The 16,685-nt window shown below is 67.7% G+C and carries 17 protein-coding genes; all 17 read left to right on the forward strand.

Annotated features, from left to right (window positions below; genetic code table 11):
* Nucleotide 1: 1 nt before the first annotated feature.
* A complete protein-coding gene (locus AC07V5_RS23750) occupies nucleotides 2-2,581 on the forward strand; it encodes a hypothetical protein (RefSeq protein ID WP_495118194.1) in 2,580 nt (859 codons plus the stop codon).
* A gap of 5 nt (nucleotides 2,582-2,586) precedes the next feature.
* A complete protein-coding gene (locus AC07V5_RS23755) occupies nucleotides 2,587-3,042 on the forward strand; it encodes a hypothetical protein (RefSeq protein WP_495118195.1) in 456 nt (151 codons plus the stop codon).
* Nucleotides 3,039-3,983, forward strand: a complete 945-nt coding sequence (locus AC07V5_RS23760; RefSeq protein WP_495118196.1) for a hypothetical protein — start codon at nucleotides 3,039-3,041, stop codon at nucleotides 3,981-3,983. The genes AC07V5_RS23755 and AC07V5_RS23760 overlap by 4 nt, the downstream gene beginning before the upstream one ends.
* On the forward strand, nucleotides 3,980-4,936 hold the full coding sequence (locus AC07V5_RS23765; RefSeq protein ID WP_495118197.1) for a hypothetical protein: 957 nt from the start codon (nucleotides 3,980-3,982) through the stop codon (nucleotides 4,934-4,936). Before AC07V5_RS23760 ends, AC07V5_RS23765 begins: the two co-directional genes overlap by 4 nt.
* A complete protein-coding gene (locus AC07V5_RS23770) occupies nucleotides 4,920-5,345 on the forward strand; it encodes a hypothetical protein (RefSeq protein WP_495118198.1) in 426 nt (141 codons plus the stop codon). The genes AC07V5_RS23765 and AC07V5_RS23770 overlap by 17 nt, the downstream gene beginning before the upstream one ends.
* Entirely contained in the window at nucleotides 5,342-5,695 is a 354-nt protein-coding gene (locus AC07V5_RS23775; protein WP_495118199.1) for a hypothetical protein, read from the forward strand. The genes AC07V5_RS23770 and AC07V5_RS23775 overlap by 4 nt, the downstream gene beginning before the upstream one ends.
* Before the next feature lie 93 nt (nucleotides 5,696-5,788).
* Nucleotides 5,789-6,316 (forward strand): hypothetical protein, encoded by a 528-nt coding sequence (locus tag AC07V5_RS23780; RefSeq protein ID WP_495118200.1) that lies wholly within the window; start codon nucleotides 5,789-5,791, stop codon nucleotides 6,314-6,316.
* Complete coding sequence (locus AC07V5_RS23785; protein WP_495118201.1) at nucleotides 6,313-7,509, forward strand: tail fiber domain-containing protein; 1,197 nt, start codon at nucleotides 6,313-6,315, stop codon at nucleotides 7,507-7,509. Before AC07V5_RS23780 ends, AC07V5_RS23785 begins: the two co-directional genes overlap by 4 nt.
* On the forward strand, nucleotides 7,506-9,068 hold the full coding sequence (locus tag AC07V5_RS23790) for a hypothetical protein (protein WP_495118202.1): 1,563 nt from the start codon (nucleotides 7,506-7,508) through the stop codon (nucleotides 9,066-9,068). Before AC07V5_RS23785 ends, AC07V5_RS23790 begins: the two co-directional genes overlap by 4 nt.
* A 129-nt stretch (nucleotides 9,069-9,197) precedes the next feature.
* Entirely contained in the window at nucleotides 9,198-11,426 is a 2,229-nt protein-coding gene (locus AC07V5_RS23795) for a hypothetical protein (protein ID WP_495118203.1), read from the forward strand.
* A 3-nt stretch (nucleotides 11,427-11,429) separates the two neighbouring features.
* Nucleotides 11,430-11,720 carry a hypothetical protein gene (locus AC07V5_RS23800; protein WP_495118204.1) on the forward strand — a complete coding sequence of 97 codons (291 nt, stop codon included), beginning with the start codon at nucleotides 11,430-11,432 and terminating at the stop codon, nucleotides 11,718-11,720.
* Nucleotides 11,721-11,725: 5 nt separating this feature from the next.
* On the forward strand, nucleotides 11,726-12,145 hold the full coding sequence (locus AC07V5_RS23805) for a hypothetical protein (RefSeq protein WP_495118205.1): 420 nt from the start codon (nucleotides 11,726-11,728) through the stop codon (nucleotides 12,143-12,145).
* Nucleotides 12,145-14,115 carry a hypothetical protein gene (locus tag AC07V5_RS23810; protein WP_495118206.1) on the forward strand — a complete coding sequence of 657 codons (1,971 nt, stop codon included), beginning with the start codon at nucleotides 12,145-12,147 and terminating at the stop codon, nucleotides 14,113-14,115. Before AC07V5_RS23805 ends, AC07V5_RS23810 begins: the two co-directional genes overlap by 1 nt.
* Nucleotides 14,112-14,516 (forward strand): hypothetical protein, encoded by a 405-nt coding sequence (locus AC07V5_RS23815; protein ID WP_495118207.1) that lies wholly within the window; start codon nucleotides 14,112-14,114, stop codon nucleotides 14,514-14,516. The genes AC07V5_RS23810 and AC07V5_RS23815 overlap by 4 nt, the downstream gene beginning before the upstream one ends.
* Before the next feature lie 5 nt (nucleotides 14,517-14,521).
* Nucleotides 14,522-15,982, forward strand: a complete 1,461-nt coding sequence (locus tag AC07V5_RS23820) for a hypothetical protein (RefSeq protein ID WP_495118208.1) — start codon at nucleotides 14,522-14,524, stop codon at nucleotides 15,980-15,982.
* Nucleotides 15,982-16,461, forward strand: a complete 480-nt coding sequence (locus AC07V5_RS23825) for a hypothetical protein (RefSeq protein WP_495118209.1) — start codon at nucleotides 15,982-15,984, stop codon at nucleotides 16,459-16,461. The genes AC07V5_RS23820 and AC07V5_RS23825 overlap by 1 nt, the downstream gene beginning before the upstream one ends.
* On the forward strand, nucleotides 16,448-16,654 hold the full coding sequence (locus AC07V5_RS23830) for a hypothetical protein (protein WP_495118210.1): 207 nt from the start codon (nucleotides 16,448-16,450) through the stop codon (nucleotides 16,652-16,654). Before AC07V5_RS23825 ends, AC07V5_RS23830 begins: the two co-directional genes overlap by 14 nt.
* The last annotated feature ends 31 nt before the right edge of the window (nucleotides 16,655-16,685 follow it).

Below are 16,685 nucleotides of genomic sequence, written 5' to 3' on the forward strand. Positions count from 1 at the left end.
CGTGGCGTCCATCAAGATCACCAACTTCGGCGGACTCGCACCCTCGGTCGACCCGCGCAACCTGTTGCCAGAGGGCGCGCAGGTCGCGCTCAACCTTGACCTGCGGTTCGGCGACTTCCGCCCGACAAAGGGGCTTGGCGCCTCGGTGGCCACCGTGCCGGCCGGGACGAAAAGCATTTTCCGCACGCCGAGCGGTGTGTGGCTGAACAGCCCGACAAGCACGAACTGGGTCAACGGCCAGATCCCCGACGCGGCCAGCGAGCGCGTCTACTTGACCGGGCGCTCTGCCTACGCCGAGGCCTGGCAGGGCGGCGTGTACCGCCGGCTTGGCGTGCCCGCGCCGACGACCAAGCCCACGGTCGAGGCCGTCGCCAATGCGCAGTTCGACGAGACGGCCGCAGACGTTGCGCAGGAGGCCGCCGCAACCGCGACCGTGAACGCGATCCTCGCGATTGACTCGCAGGCCTACCTCGGCGCTGCGGTGCCGGCGGCAGGGTCATCGCCGGGCACCACGGACCCCGATTACGCCAAGGTGGCGCTGCATGTGTCGTTCGACGCGCTCAGCGGCGGGCAGTTCGTCGACCTGAGCCCACAGAAGAGGGCGCTGCTGAAGGGCGGCGGCGTCAGCCAGGTCACGGACGCGCTGGGGCCGCTCGGCGCGTCCGGTGGCGCCGGCTACGCGCTGTCGTCGAGCAGCGGGGCGGGCGGCATCGTGTTCGATGAAATCCGCCGCTGGCGCGACGACGTGGACGCAACGTGGACCGTGGAGTTCCACCTCACGGCCGCCGTGACCTACACCTACTTGTCCATCCAGAGCCGCGGCTACAACCTGCGCGAGCTGGGTGGTGACGGCCCGTCCGGCTGGGGCTCGCTGATCGCGTCGACCTACACCGGCCGCACGAACGAGGATTTCCGCTGCCAGCGCACGGGCGGCACCGCAGCGCTCACGGCCGGCGTGCCCGCTCATGTCGTCCTGCAATGCACGGGCTCATCGGTGGAGTGCTACATCGACGGGGCGCTGTGCGGCTCGATCCCCTACGCGCTGGGGCTGGAGGCGTCTTACCTGATGCACTCGCAATACGGCAGCGGCGACTTCCGGGGCAAGATGGACGAGGCACGCGTGACGCTGGGCCAGCGCTACACCGGGGCCTTCACCAAGCCCACAGTGCCGTTCCCGACTGCGCAGTTGCCGACCGGCCTGCTGCTGGCCCACGGCGTGACGGCTGGCACACCGACCGACTCGGCCCGAGACGCGGCCTATCTGGTGGAGCTGACGGCCACAGGCGGCAGCTACACGACGACGGCGCCAGCGGACGCCTACCTGCGCCTGCCCCCGTTCACCGGCTCGCAGCTGGAGTACCTGTCGCACACCTACTGGGGCGTCGCGCTCAAGGGCTGGCGCGCTGACGGCCTGACGGCCACGCAGGCGGCCATCTCGTCGGCCCTCGCCCTGGTGGATAACCCGGCTTCACCCGGCACGCCGCTGCTGTCGGCGCCTCAGGTCGCGCTGCTGGCCCCGCTGCTGTTCGCCGTCTATGACGTGAGCAAGGGCGACCTGGCCGCCATGGTGTCGGCCATCAACAGCGCCCAGGCCGAGCTGCGCGCGGAGCTTGCACGGGTCGCCCCCGTGTCCGCAACGGTCGCCGCCAAGGTCGCGGCCTTGACTGCCGCCTCGGATGCCCTGACGGCCTACTTCGCCGACATCAACGCCAAGCTGCGCACGGTGCTGGCGGCCAACGAGAGCACGTTGTTCGGCTCCATCCAGTCGGCCGTCGTCACGCGCGACGTGCAGACGCGGACCTACATCGTCACCTACCTGACCGACTGGGATGAAGAGTCGGCGCCATCGCCTGCGGCCGATCTGCTGTCGGTGGATCAGAACGACGCCATCACTGTCACCGCGCCGCCCGCGCCCACTGGCCGCAACATCGTCGGTTGGCGGCTGTACCGCTCGGCCACATCAAGCACGGGCGCATCCTGGGCGCTGGTGACTGACGCGACGGTACCCGGCGCGATCATCAAGAACGGCACGTTCTTCGGCTTCGCCATCGGCAACCGCGTCTACTCGGATGGTCAGGCCGACGAGAAGCTGCAGGAGACCTGCCAGACGATCACCTGGGCCGAGCCGCCAGCCGCCCTCAAGGGCTTGGTGGGCATGCCCAACGGGATCATGGTGGGCTTCTACGACAAGACGCTGTGCTTCAGCGAGTCGTTCGCGCCCTACGCCTGGCCGGTCGAGTTCCAGCTCACGGTTGAATACCGGATCGTCGGCATTGGCGTGTTCGGCCAGACCGCCGTGGTGCTGACCGAGGGCTTCCCGTACTTCGTGAGCGGCGCCGACAGCGCCAGCATGAGCGCGCAGAAGATCGAGGTGCCTCAGGCCTGCATCGCGGCCGGCACCATCGTGACGGTGGAGGGCGGTGTCGTCTATGCGAGCCCGGACGGGCTGTGCTTGGCCTCGGCGGGTGGCGTGGACGTGCTCACGCAGGGATCGTTCAGCAAGATCGACTGGCAGGCGACGGTGACAGCCGCAGCCGTGGCCGCCTACCACGATGGTTCCTACTATCTCTTCACGGCCTGATCGCCATGGCGAATGCCATTCGCTTCGATCTGGTGACGGCGCGGATCAGCACGCTCACGCTGCCGCAGGCGTCGTTTGTCATCAGCAGCCGGCCCTATCCAGTCGAGATCGGCGAGGCGGTGTCGCTAGGTGCCCAGCTGAACGGCGGTGCGCTCGCTACCGGCCTGTATGTGATGGCGCCGGAGAGCGCGACGCTCGGTGCATCTCTCAACGGCGGGGCCTTGCGACCGGCATTGCAGTCCTACGGTGTGGATCCGGAGAACGTCACGTTCGGTGCGGCCTTGGCCTTCGGCGAACTGCGTCAGCTTTTGCTGACCTATGCCAACTGGGCGGCCGAGAACATGACCTTCAGCGCTTCCCTTGGCACTGGCGAGCTGAAGGTTGCGCTCATCCAGTACATCAATTGGCCAGCCGAAAACGTGACGCTCGGCGCTGCGCTTAACTCAGGATCTTTGACATGAACACCAACATCACCATTGGCTTGGCCGGTCACTTCAAAATGACGGTCCACGGCGGCAAGCGCGGCCGCGTGGTGCTGGCCGAGTTCGATAACCTGATCCTCGACGCGGGGCTGAACTATCTCGCTGGCGGAGGAAATGCTGCAGCGGCGTACTGCCAAGTCGGTACTGGCACAACGGCGGCAGCGGCGGGACAGACGGCCCTGGTGAACAAGATCGGGCACAACACCAGCTATTCGCGTGACTGGTCATCCGGCGCCGGCACCTATGTGGCCGGGCCGCCCGCCTACAAGTGGGATTACAAGACTTTCCGCTTCAGTGCAGGCGCGGCCACAGGCAACCTCACCGAAGTGGGGATCGGCTGGGCGGCCACAGGCAGCCTGTTTTCTCGGGCGCTCATCGTTGACGGCGGCGGCAGCCCGACGACCATTACCGTGCTGTCGGACGAAACGCTCGATGTGACCTACACGCTGCGCGTGTATGCGCCAGCCGACGTGACGGGCTCGATCACGCTTGCGTCGACCTCATACGGCTACACCTTGCGCGGTGCCAATATGGCCGCCGGTGGCACGGGCAGCTGGAGCCCTTACAACTTGATGACCGGCGGCTTCGCAGACTACGGAACGTCAGCGACGTTCGTCTATGACGGCGCCATTTCTGCGACGCCTGGCGGCGTGCCGTCTGGTAGCTCGGCCCTCAGCATCTGTGCCTGCACGGTGGCCTCTTACGTCGGCAGCAGCATGCAGCGTGATGTCGAGTACAAGTGGGATCTGAACCAGGGCAACATCGGCGGCGGCATCAAGAGCATCCTTGCGTATGTCACCGGTGGGACCAGCGGAAATTCGTCGCACGCCTATCAATTGGAATTCGCTTCCAACATCCCGAAGGACAACACCAAGACGCTGAAGCTGAACTTCACCTTCTCGCTTGCCCGCGCGCCATGAGCTTGCCACAGGACGCAGCGTCGACAACGCCGGTCGTCTCGGCGCTGCTGGTGCCCGACAACATCACGCGCACGGATCGCCTCGTCGACTTCGAGATGGGCGGGGTGGCGTTGGGCGACGCGTCTCAGGGCCTGCTGGTGCAGCAGTGGCGGGTGTTCGTGGATGGCTCCGACGTGTGGGTCGCACCCTACCCGGCGGGGTCGCCCAGGACTGCGCTCTTCTCGGCGGCCGGCGTGACGGAGCTGTCGTTGGCATTTGACCAGCTGATGCACCCCACGGTGGCGTTCGTACAGAACGATGTCGTCAAGCTCTACTGGTTCGACTCCCTCGCGTCGGCGCAAGTGACAACGACCTTCGCCGGGGCCGCGTCACCGATGGTGTGCCTGGACGACAAGCGCCCGCTGCAGGTGCTGGCCGGCGTCACGGACGTGCTGTTCTTCTACCTTCAGGGCGGCGAGCTGCGCTACCGCCAGCAGCGCGACCGGTTCGGGGTTGAACGTGTGCTGGGAACACTGCCGCCAGGCGCCACCGGCATCATCGGCGCGGGCATGGGCACAAACGGGCGGGTGCAAGTCCTCGTGCCGCAGGCGCCCGCGATGCACTCGAATCTCGCAGCCGATGCGCTGTACGTGCTGGACATGGATGGCGGCGTTCGCCCGGTGGCAGGCGGCTCTACAGACGTAGGGCAGTGGTTGAGCCGGGTGTTCGTGCTGGACGAGCAGCCGTCGTTCGCATGGGCGCGCGTGGATGCCGCGGCCTATCCGGTGACGCTGACGGTGTTCGGCGGTGGCGATTCCTTCCCGCAGGCCATCGCGTCCGATGAGCCTGTGCGCCTCCCGGACTTCCGCGGCAGGGAGTGGCAGATCGAAGTTCGCGGCACGGAGCGCGTGCTGTCGGTGCGCCTGGCCAGCTCGCGCGAGGAATTGGAGGCCGACGATGCCCGCTATCTTTAAGTTCGACGTCGCCAGCAAGCGCATCAGCACGGACGGCAGCGCGGGAACAACGCCTGACGCGCTGTACGCGGACCTGTCTACCGACACGCTCTTTGTGGGCATCGGGACGACCGTGAAGCCGATGCACGGCGGCAGCTTGGCCGGCTCGGTCTGGCGCAGCCGGTTGGTCAAGGCGCCTTCGGGCGTGCCGACCGGGTTCGCGTGGGTGCGGCTGAACGGTTCGATGGGCTCCGGCAGCGTGGTGAAGCTGTATGCCGATGGCGTGCTGGCCTACACCACCCCGACGATCATGAGCAACGAGCCGGAGCGCCTGCCTGACCTGATGGCGCGGGCCTGGGAGGTCGAGTTGATCGGCACAGACCGGGTCACATCCATGGTGGTGTCCGACACCACCGAGGGGCTGCTGTGAGCGCGCCCCGCCTGTCCGCCCAGGGCGCAAACGCCAAGGCCCCAGCCAAGCTGCCGGCGCTGCAGGCCCTTCGCAGTGGCGATGACCCTCAGAAGGCCATCGAAGCAATCCGCGAGTGGATCGAGGTTCGGCTTGGCAGCCGCGGCGACCCCTTCGAGAAGGCCGTCACCCTGCGCGAGCTGGTGCAGCGCTTGGCGCCGTTGCAGGAGGCGCTGAGCACGCTGGAAGACAGCGGGCGGGTGCCCATCGTCTCCGCGCTGCCGGCTCTCAATCAAGGATCGTTCGTGCAGGTTGGCGACGACCTTTACTACTGCAACGGCAAGGCCTGGAAGAAGGCGACGCTGGTCTGAACGGAGCCCGGCGCAAATAGTTGGCGGATCGGTTGATTTCCAGAAGTCGACCGATACGGTGTCCGAGTGCCCCAAGCGGGCGAAAGGATGCCCGTGCAAGAAGTTCAAGACCAGCCTGGCTCGGCGCTCATCGTTGACGACCTGACGCCGCTGCTGCTCGCCCTCGGTGACGACCTGGCCCAGTGGCCGGTTGCGACCGCCGACCAGATGGGCATCTTGGAGGTGATCCAGGCCGACATGGCTCGCTACGAGCAAGCCGAGATCCAGCTTCGCCAGTTCTTGCTGCCTGGGCTGTACGTGCGCCAGATCGTCATCCCGGCCGACTGCCGACTGATCGGCAAGGTGCAGGTGAGCCCGCACCTCAACGTCGTGCTTGAGGGTGACATCACGTTCATGGTCGACGGCAAGGTGCAGCGGGTCGGCACCGGCTGGCAGGGCGCCATCCCCGGCGGCACCAAGAAGATCGGCTACGCCCATGAGCGCACGGTGTGGACGACGGTTCACCCGAACCTCGACAACGAAACCGATTTCGCTGTGCTTGAGCAGCGCATCGCGGTGGACAGCTACGCGCTCTACCTTGAGCGAGTGCAGCAGCAGCCGGCCCTAGGAGTAGCAGCATGAGCGTTGTAGCCGTCGCAGTGGTCGGGAGCGCAGCCCTCGGCGCGTACTCCAGCAACCAGCAGTCCCGCCGCAACGCGTCGACGGCCAACAGGCTTGCCGAGTCTGGCGATGCCGCCGCCCAGCTCGGCCGCGATCAGTTCGATTGGTACAAGGCCGAGTACGACCGGACCGCGCCGCAGCGAGATGCCGCTGCGGCCCTGGACGCCCGCGTTGGCGAGGCCCAGTACCGGGGCATGGAGTTCGCCACCAAGCAGGCGGAAGAACTCGACGCGCGCAACAAGAGCGTGTTCCGCCCGATGGAAGACAAGATCATCGCGGACGCGAAGAACTTCGACACCGAGGGCAAGCGCGAGCAGCTCGCAGGCCAGGCGATCACGGATGTGAACTCGGCCTTCGGGTCGGCGCGCGACCAGTCGACGCGTTCGCAAGCCCGCCTCGGCGTCACGCCTGGCTCTGGCCGCGCGCTGTCGATGGAAGGGCAGATCACCACCGCGCAGGCGCTGGCTTCGGCAGGCGGCGCCACCAAGGCCCGCCGCGACGCGAGCGCCGAGGCCTATGCCCGCAACATGGACGCGGTGGGGCTGGGCAAGGGCATCGTCGGCAACCAGGCCACCATGCAGCAGATCGCGCAGAACGGCGGCGGCCAGGCTGTAGCCGCTGTGGGAGCTGGCGCCAACGTCTCGCAGTCTGGTGCCGGTCTGATGGGGCAGGGCTTCAACGGCGCTCAGGCCGGCCTGATGAATCAGTCCAGCATCTACGGCATGGCGGACAGGTTCCGTTCTGCCGCCGACAAGCAGCAGACGTCAGCACTGTCGCAACTCGGCCAAGGCGGCGGGTGGGCAACTGGCGACGCGGGCATGCAGGCCTCGATCCTCAAGGGCGGCGGCTTCTTCAGTGACGAGAACATCAAGGCCAACACCGGCAAACCCGTCGACACCAAGAAGGCGCTGGCCGAGCTTGACGCCACCCAGGTGGATGACGGCTGGAGCTACGACGAGTCCAAGGGCGCCCCCGCTGGTTCGGGCGGCGCGAAGCACACCGGGCCGATGGCTCAGGAGGTGCGCAAGACCATGGGCGAGAAGGTCGCACCCGGCGGCAAGGCCATCGACATCGTGAGCATGAACGGCATGCTGATGGCGTCGATGCAGGAGCTGTCCAAGCGCGTCAAGAAGATGGAACGGAGGGCAGCATGAGCATGATCGAGGGGGTGCTCGCCGGCATGAGCATGCGGACCAAGCAGCAGACCGACGCCGAGGACCGCGAGGCCCTGAAGAAGAAGCGCCAGGAGGAAGACGAGGACCGCAAGTTCACGATGAGCGAGCGTGCCCGGTCGCTCAAGATGCGCGACGACATGGGCAACGCTGCGGCCACGGTGGCGCCGGTCGAGGTGAAGCAGGATCGCCCCGACACGATGGACAACCGCGACGTGGGCCAGGCCGGCGAGGCGCCGCTGCCGACTGCGGGCTATGACGTGGCTGGGAAGCGCTTCACCGACCGCGGCCAGGCTGACGCTGCTGCGACAGCGGCCAACACCCCGCAGGCCGTCACAGCGCGCATGTCCGACGTGGCGATGCGCAACGGTGAGCCGCTGAAAGCGCAGCAGTTGCGCACAGGCGCCATGGCTGAGCAGACGGCCCAGTACCAGCTCAACGACGCGATGCGCGCGGACATCGACGCCAAGTTCAATGCTGACTTGCAGACGAACGTGAAGGACTGGGACTCGCTGGACAAGTTCGTCAGCGAGAGCGCAGGCGACGGCCACGGCGGGGAGATCAAGGTCAAGACGGTGGTGTCGGCCGATGGCAAGACCCGCGTGGTCAACGTCATCGGCCCCGATGGCAAGCTGCACCCGACCGAGAAGGTAGTGCCGAACACGCCCGATGGCCTGGCCCTGGCGATTGCTGAACTCGCGCGCATGCCCGCCGACAAGAAGCTGGCCCACCTGCACCAGAAGGCCATGCTCGCGCAGCAGGCCACGCGCGACGCGTCGACCGACCAGTACCACCAGGGCATGCTGAAGGCGACCAACGACCGCACGGCGGCCAACATCGAGATCGCGTCGATTCGCGCCGATGCCGCTGCCGAGCGCCGTGCCGCTAAGGCAGCCCAGGCAGGCGGCATGACGCTGGCCGACCTGAAGGAAGGGCACAAGGGCATCGCCACGACGCTGAACGCGGACTGGAAGACTCAGATCGAGTCGGAAACCGACCCGGCCAAGCTGAAGGCGCTGAAGGTGGCCCGCGAGAGCGAGATTGCCACCGTGCAGCGGCTCTACACCGGGGCCATGACCGCCGGCTTCGGCATGACGCCCGAGCAGGCCATCGTCGCGTTCCGCAGCGGCGAGACGGCCACGCAGTCGTTCAAGAGCAAGGACGGCAGTGGCACGGTCAAGGTCGAGGGCATCCTCTACGGCGGCCGGTTCATCCCGCTGGCCGACAACCCCGGCGCGACCCCGGGCGCCAAGCCCACCACGAGCGCACCTGCCGCGCCGGCAGCGACTGCACCAGCCGCCACGATGACCCAGGCGGCGAGCAAGGCAGAGCCCACCGCCAACTCTTTCGCGGGGAACGACGCCGCCTTTGAAGCGATGCCGCTGGCCGAGCTGAAGCGCTACGTGGCTGTCGGCAATGCCTACGCCAAGCGCGAGCTGGCCGCACGCAGCGCCAAGACCGAGGGGCGGCGCAAGTCCGACAAGCAGGCTGACGACGAGCTTGTCCGCGCAGCAGCAGCACAAGGCCTGTCGGCCGAGTAACCGAACATGGCACCCAAGCGCAAGAGCAGCGTCCCCCTCGTCGCCCCGGAGATCGACTGGGCAAGTCCTGTCGGTGAACCGGAGGTAACCCGGGCGGCGCCTGAGCCCGAGCAGGAGCAGCCGAGCGGCATGCTGCGCCGGACCCTGGGCGATACCGGTGTGTCGCTGGTGAAGAGCGCCATCAGCGTGCCCGAGACGTTCGTCGGCATGGCCGACATGGTGACGGGCGGCCATGCCGGCAAGCTGGTCGAGTCGGCAGGCGTGCGGTTCAAGGACGCGAACAACGCGCTGGACGAGCTCTACTCGCCTGAGTACAAGGCCGCCAGCAAGAAGGTGCAGGACGCGGACGGCATCGTCGACACGCTGAAAGCGGCCTTCGCGAACCCAAGCACGATCTACCACGGGGCCGTCACGTCGATGGGCTCGATGTTGGCCGGCGCTCCGATTGGCCGTGCGGCGACCGCGCTGCGTGCGCCTGGCTGGCTGGCTGGCGGCCTGGCTGAAGGCGCCTCGTCGGCCGGGCAGAACCTGGAGCAAGTGCGCCAGGAGTCCAAGGACGGGCTGGTCACTGGCGAGCAGGCGGCCATCATCGGCGCCTCGGGCCTGCTGACGGCGGGCATTACCTCGGTCGCCGGCCGCATCGCCAACCGCCTGGGCATCGGCGACGTGAACCAGATGATCGCTGGCGCACAGCGCGCCGGCCCGGAGGTGCAGAAGGGCCTCGCGCGCAAGCTGCTGGAGGGCTTCGCTACCGAGGGCGTGCTGCAGGAGTTCCCGCAGTCTTTCCAAGAGCAGGTTGCGCAGAACATCGCGCAGGGCAAGCCATGGGATCAGGGTGCCGCCAACGCTGCCGTGATGGGCGGCCTATCTGGTGGCCTGCTGGGCGCTGGCGCTGCGCCGTTTGGCGGGCATGGCCCGGCTGTCGTGGACCCGGCCGCCAACCCGCCGCTGCTGCCTGACACCGGCCCCATGTCCCGCGCTGCCAATGCCGCGACCATCGCAGCCCGCGGCAAGCCGCTGGACTTCACGCCGACCGCGATCCCAGGCAAGGGCGACGGCCTGGCCGTCAAGGACGAGCCCGACACGACCGCACTGGACTTCGAGGCCGACCCGCGTTTCGCTGGCTCGATTGCCTTCCCCAATGGCAAGGCGCCGGAGCAGCCGCTGTTCGCCAACAAGCAGCTGGCCGACGTGCATATCGGCGAGCAAGGCGCGTTCGGCGAGCTGGAGCCTGTGGAGGCCGGCGGCGGCCAGTGGACCGTGCAGCAGACCCCCGAGGCCGCCAACCGCACCTCCCGCGCGAACATCGAGCGCTGGATGGAGCAGGCGCAGCCGATGGAGGAAGCGCAGGCCAAGGACATCGCCAAGCGCGCCGAGTCGGAGCTGAACAAGCCCATGACCGCGCTGCCCATGCCGGACGGCGAGGGTTGGACCGTCGTGCCGCGCCAGTGGGTATCGGCCCCGGTGCTGCTGGACTACACCGAGCGCGCAGCCGCTGCGGCCCAGGCGCGCGGTGAGCAGGAAGCTGAAACCAAGGCAGCCGGCGAAGCGAAGGCCGCGAGGGTTCAGGAAGCAGCAAACGCGCCCGTGGGCCGCACCCCGCGCACGCGGCGAGCCGATGCCGTCGAGATCGACCCGACCGCGCCCAACGCCGTGGCGCAGTTCATCGCCCAGCAGGCCGAGGTGAACACGCCGGCTGCCCGTGCGTTCGTGCAGGACTACCGCGCCGGCCGGGTGACCGATGCCGACGTGCTGGCGCGGATCAACCCGCAGCGGCAGACCGAGGCCACGCCCGATGAGCGGATTGCCGCCGCCGCCGAAGCCGGCAAAGTGGTGTCGGACACCACCCCGGGCCTGATCCTGAACCGGGAGGGCAAGCCGTTCAAGACCGAGATGGCCGCTGCGCGAGAGCAGATGAAGCACGCCGGCAGCCAGGTGGTTGCGGTGGAAGGCGGCCATGCCGTGCAGCCCGCCCCCGTGGAGGGCCCTGATGCCCAATCCGAGCAAGCTGCCGCAGTACCCGAGGCTGCTGCACCGGCCGCCATCCAAGAAGGAACTGATTCGGGAAGCGCTGCAGCGCCAGCGGCTGGAGAGCCAGGACGCGCCGGAGTCGAGGCGCGAACTGGTGGAGCCGTGGAAGCCCCTGGGGTAGCGGCGAAGCCAGCAGCCAAGAAAGCACCCAAGGCGGCCGGCGTGCCGAAGTCCTTCCGCAAGAAGGTGATGGTGACAACGCCCGTTTTCATGGAGGAAACGGGCACGTTCGCCGATCAAGAGATCGACGCGCACAGCGCGCTTGAGGCGCTGCAAGCGGACATCGCAGCGCTTGAGTCGTTCCGCGCCTGCGTGGCTGGAGGCTGATCCATGCCCGTCGTCATCCCCGACAAGAAGAAGACGCAGGCGGCAGCCGTCCCGGAGGCCGCGCCGCCGCCGCCGGCATCGGTCACGCCCGATGAGCTTCAAGCGGCGCTCGCCGCTCAGGCCGCCATGTTCGAGAGGGAAATCGACGCCGTGAAGCGCGCGTTCACCAGCGCCCTGACGGCCATGTCCAAGCACCCCAAGGACAAGCCGGCCGGCGGCTGGGAGTTCAAGGCCAATTACCTCAACGACGGGTCACTCGACACGATTGTTGCGACGCCCCTCAAGTTGCACTGAACTCAATGACCACCTACATCGTCACCAACAAAGCCACGGGCCAGGAGGTGTACCGCTACGACGCGGATGCGCCCATCGAGTTCGGCGGCTTCGAGTTCGCCACGCACGATCACACCGCGACCGCGAGCGCCCCGGCACCTGCGCCGGCGCAACACGTCGGGCCGCGCCGCCTGACCCAGCTGCAGTTCATGGCGCTCTTCGGTGACGAGCGCTATCTGGCACTGCGCACGCTGGCCAGCGACCCGGTAGCCAACCCGCTCGCAACGCTGTGGCTGGACAAGTTCAACCTGCTGACGCCAGAGGCAGACGGCACCTCGGTGGACCGCGCTGACCCGCGCATGCGCGCAGGCCTTGAGGCGCTGTCGGCGCTCGCCGAGTTGCAGCTCGACGCCGACGCCATCAACCAGATGCTCGGGGGCTACTGATGCCGTACTACCTTGACCACGGCGCCTATGCCACCTCGCTCGGGGCCACCCCGACCTGGGGCGTGCCGCAAGAAGGCGACGGCTCGGCCACCACCGCAGCCACTGCTGGCGCGACGGCCGGCGTCGTCTTCACCGCCAACGCCGCGGCGACCAACACGTTTACGGTCTGCGGCGTGGTTTTCACGGCCGTGGCCAGCGGCGCGACCGGCAACCAGTTCAACGTCGGCGCAGCGCTGACCAACACGCTGGACAACCTCGTCGCGGCGATCAACGCCAGCACGACGACGGTGGCCTCTGGCGTTGCCGTGGGCACCCCGCAGCTCCGCAATCTGGTCTTCGCCCGCAACACCAGCGGCACCACGCTTGAAGTCATGATGCGCGTCGGCTCGGCCACGCTGAACGGCGCCACGAACACGAACTGCCGCGCCACGGCCAGCGGCTGGACGTCGAGCTCAACCCTGCCGGTGGACTTCTCCGGCGGCTCTGGCGGCTGCTGGGGCTTGCTGTTCAACACGGCGGCCATCGGCGTGTCGTCGAGCCTGGCTGCGCTGGCCTACGGCCTGATGGTCATGGCCGTGCCGCTCGTGGCCGTGGCCAGCACCGCGCTGACGACCGCCGCCACGCCGACGACCAACGACGTCATCTATTGCCGCACGGGGGCAGGGCAGACGATCACCTGCGCGGCGAACGGCACTCCAAACCTGAGCACGCCGAACTACCCGCAGCACTTGGTGTTCGACAGCAACACGATCTGGACTGGCGACAGCGGCACGGGCGTCATCACCGTCAGCATGTCGATCAGCAGCGCCGACAACACGCTGCGCCTGGTCAGCAACACCAACGGTGTGCCCAAGTCCATCCGCGCCATCATGACCGGCGGCCTGCGGTTCCTGTGGGCGACGAGCAATGGTGGCGGCGCGATCTACATCGCGATCAACCCGGGCGGCGGCTCGCGCACGCCAGCGATGGTCGAGGGCATCACCTTCGAGACGCCGAGCACCTACAACACGGGCGGCGCCGGCCCGCGCATCTTCGCCGGCTCGCAGCTGCAGTACGCGTTCCGGTTCAAGCGCTGCAACTTCTTGTTCAAGGAGGCCCGCACGTCATGGTCTGGCCTGGTGCTGCTGAACGGGATCGACGGTGCGGTGATCTTCGAGGGCTGCGAAGTCACAGCGAACCACACTGCCGGGTCCGACCCTGGCTCGCTAGTGCAGAGCACGGCGATTGCTGCCGGCGGGTCGCTCAAGTTCATCGGGCTCCGTCTGTCCGGCTGGGCCTTCGGTCGCTACCGCATCTTCCCGGCCAGCATGACGATGGGCAGCGGCTCCGAGGCCGTTGCCGAGGGCTGCACGGGCGTGAACCTGGGCACCACTTACGTCGGCCTGTCCTCGCTGCGCACCGACAACCCGAACTACGCGACCGTCATCACGCAGAACTTGGACGCGGGCCTCGGCTATCGCTACGAGTACGGCGCGGGCGTGGTGGACTGGAACCCCGACGCGAGCCCGGCCTACCCGACGCGCTCGGCTCTGCTGGGCGACAACTCGACGCCGTGGTCCGTCAAGATGGACTGGTTCGCGTCGGCCGCGTCGGTCTTCAACAACCTGACCACGCCGCGGATGGCGACGATCTGCCGCCTGTCGTCGACGACGCGCACCGTCGCGCTGGACTTCCTCACGCCTGTGACCGTGACGGCGCTGGACGTGGCCATGCGGGTGTACTACATCAGCACCGACAACAAGGTCTATTGCGAGACGACCTACGGCAAGTCGTCGGCGCTGTCCTCGCCTGGAGCGACCTGGGCCGGCATCTCGAACTTCCCGAGCCACAGCAGCCGGCGCCTCAGCCTGACGACCAGCCTGGCCATCAAGCAGGGCACCGAGGTCGCCGTGTACTTCGAGGTGACTGGCAACCCGCCGGGTGGCTCTGGCGTGCAGCTCTACATCGACCCTGAGACGAGCATCACATGAGCACGCAGATGCGCGTCGGCCAGAAGAGCCTGCAGGGCTGGCGGAGCTACACCAGCGGCGCGTTCCTGGGCATCGAGCCTTGCACGGCCGGCGGGACCATCGGTGTCAAGCGCCTGCCCACGGACTCCATCGGCACGTTTGTGCTGACGCTGACCGGCCTTGTTGTCGGGTCTGCGGTGCAGATCGAAACGCAGGCCGGCGCTGCCATCGAGAACCGCACCGTAGCCAGCACCTCCGAGGTGTTCAACGTGCCGGCCTACACCGCGGGCAACGCGGCGAACGACCTGCGCGTCAAGGTCCGCAAGGGCAGCTCGGCGCCGTACTACCGCCCCTACGAGACGCTGAGCACCGCCTTCGTGGGCGCGCAAACAGTCTTTGTGTCCCAAATCCCCGACGAGTAACCGCCATGAGCATTACTGCAACAGACTTCAGCATCAATTCCGGCGGCGATGTGCGCAGCATCGCGGGTTCGGGCATCTACTCGGTGCTCGATCTGCACCAGTGGCTGCAGGACTTGGCCGACAACTCGGGGCCGACCGCGGACGACAACGTGTCGATCCTGGGCAGCAACCCGTCCGAGCTGGCGGGTAAGCGCAACGCTGCCCGGCCCTCGGCGCTGTCGTTGCTCAACGGCATCAACATCGACGACGCCACCAGCCAGCGGTTCTATTTCGGCTCGGTGGAGCAGTCGGCCGCGGCGGTGCTGTACACAGGTATCAACACCATCGGCGCAGGCTTGGCTGGCCGCTCGCACTACGTGGTGCAGAACGGCGCGAAGTACAACAGCGGCACCAAATGGTGGAGCGCCGGCCCGGTGCGCGCGCTGTTCAAGGTCAAGACCGGCGGCGCGCTGATCGCCAGCGGCATCGTCACCGTGCTGTCGCGGGAATGGGGCTACAGCTTCAGCCACTTCGACGTGGACGGCTCGGCTGGCTCGGAGCAGGTGGCGGCCCTCTCGGTGTCGGCGGACGCGAACATCACCCGCCTGGTGGGCAACTACTCGGGCGGCACCAACGCGGTGACGTCGACCACGCCCAGCACGACGGTATCGCTGACCATCGGCGACACCACGCAAGTCCTGGGCGGCGTGAGCAAGCTCTACAAGGGCACCATCAGCTGGACTGGCGCAGCGCGGCTGGCCGAGGTCTGGCAGGCGCTGCAGTTCCTGTGCTCCGAGACCAGCGGCGGCACCATCAACAGCATCCCGGGCTGGAACTACCGCAAGCTCAACGCCGCTTACACCGACGTCCTGGCGGCGCCCTTCGGCCCGCTGGCTGGCGGCAAGTGGCTTGTGGCGCAAGGCTGGTGGATCGACCCGGCATCGCTGAACTCGCTGGACCTGCAGGGCTATGCGCTCGTCAGCCACGACGGAACCAGTGTGACGCCGCCTGTCGCCATCGCTGTGTCGGTGGGCGCCATCGTCAGCGGCGATTACGTGCTGGTGGGCAAGGACGACGGCAGCGGCGGCTTCAACACCACCACCGGCATTACGTCGACTGGCACGGCCGCGGCCACGACGTTGACGCTGTCTGGCGCCCCAGCGAGCGATGTGCCCACGGGCGCGGGCTTCATTCGGGTGAGCGGCAATGCCCACAGCTACACCGGCATCTCTGGCGCCACGGTATCGGGGCTGTCACCAGCCGTGCCGGCGGGCGGCTACAGCGCTGGGGCCACATGGTTCCCGCTGGTCGACAAGGCCGTGACCACGACCAGCGTCAGCAGCGGCACCTTCAACTACGGCAGCGACTTCACGGCGCGCGTGCGGGTGCGCAACGGCGGCGGCACCCCCATCGTGCCGTTTGAAACCACGTTCGCCGTGACGTCGGCCGGCGGCTCCGTCAACGCGATCCGCAACCCTGACGCCTGATGGCCCTGACCTTCCTCCCCGGCAGCCTGGTGATCGAGTCGGACAGCTCGATCCTGGATCTGCCCGTCTTCCACGCCGCCCTGCGCGACTGGGAGGATTCGGCGCCGGCCATGATCTACCCGGCCACGCACACGTGGAAGGCCGTCGACCTTGGGAGCGGGGCGTTCTTCTACGCGCTGGATCTGGTCAACGGTTGGCGGCTGCGGTTCCCCACGCCGGGCAACTACACCATCGCGGGCAACCTGGGCGGGACCATCCTCCCGGTGGCCGGCGTCTACGTGGAGCGCAAGACCAGCGCGGCCTACGCCACCACCGCAGTCGGCGGCAGCGGCCCGACAGCAGCCGACATCGCAGTGGCGGTTCTTGCCGCGATGAACACCACCCCGCCGGGCGTCGATGTGAAGCGCATGAACGGCGCGGCCGTCATCGGCACTGGCGCTGAGGCTGACCCATGGCGAGGCGCTGGTGTTTCGCCGTGAAAGCTTTTCACCCAAGTCCTTCAGCCCGAAGTCGTGGCGCTTCCCGGCTGGCGGGGCGCCGGTCGTGCGGCAGATGCCCGCCCTCATCGGCGACTGGCGACACGAGCATGAAGAACAGCAGCGCCGCATCAAGCGGCAGAACGAACTAATCCTGGCGCTGGTCACAGCGGCAGTCACTGGAGAAATGTTGTGAGCAAGGCAACGACGTGCGTAGTGAAGCACCT

The organism is Roseateles sp. GW821-FHT02E12, assembly GCF_059421665.1.

Coding starts and splice junctions, on each gene's coding strand:
- AC07V5_RS23765 (WP_495118197.1), top strand. CDS start 3,980: ATGAGCTTGCCACAGGACGCAGCGTCGACAACGCCGGTCGTCTCGGCG.
- AC07V5_RS23755 (WP_495118195.1), top strand. CDS start 2,587: ATGGCGAATGCCATTCGCTTCGATCTGGTGACGGCGCGGATCAGCACG.
- AC07V5_RS23785 (WP_495118201.1), top strand. CDS start 6,313: ATGAGCGTTGTAGCCGTCGCAGTGGTCGGGAGCGCAGCCCTCGGCGCG.
- AC07V5_RS23820 (WP_495118208.1), top strand. CDS start 14,522: ATGAGCATTACTGCAACAGACTTCAGCATCAATTCCGGCGGCGATGTG.
- AC07V5_RS23805 (WP_495118205.1), top strand. CDS start 11,726: ATGACCACCTACATCGTCACCAACAAAGCCACGGGCCAGGAGGTGTAC.
- AC07V5_RS23810 (WP_495118206.1), top strand. CDS start 12,145: ATGCCGTACTACCTTGACCACGGCGCCTATGCCACCTCGCTCGGGGCC.
- AC07V5_RS23825 (WP_495118209.1), top strand. CDS start 15,982: ATGGCCCTGACCTTCCTCCCCGGCAGCCTGGTGATCGAGTCGGACAGC.
- AC07V5_RS23770 (WP_495118198.1), top strand. CDS start 4,920: ATGCCCGCTATCTTTAAGTTCGACGTCGCCAGCAAGCGCATCAGCACG.
- AC07V5_RS23795 (WP_495118203.1), top strand. CDS start 9,198: ATGCTGCGCCGGACCCTGGGCGATACCGGTGTGTCGCTGGTGAAGAGC.
- AC07V5_RS23815 (WP_495118207.1), top strand. CDS start 14,112: ATGAGCACGCAGATGCGCGTCGGCCAGAAGAGCCTGCAGGGCTGGCGG.
- AC07V5_RS23790 (WP_495118202.1), top strand. CDS start 7,506: ATGAGCATGATCGAGGGGGTGCTCGCCGGCATGAGCATGCGGACCAAG.
- AC07V5_RS23800 (WP_495118204.1), top strand. CDS start 11,430: ATGCCCGTCGTCATCCCCGACAAGAAGAAGACGCAGGCGGCAGCCGTC.
- AC07V5_RS23760 (WP_495118196.1), top strand. CDS start 3,039: ATGAACACCAACATCACCATTGGCTTGGCCGGTCACTTCAAAATGACG.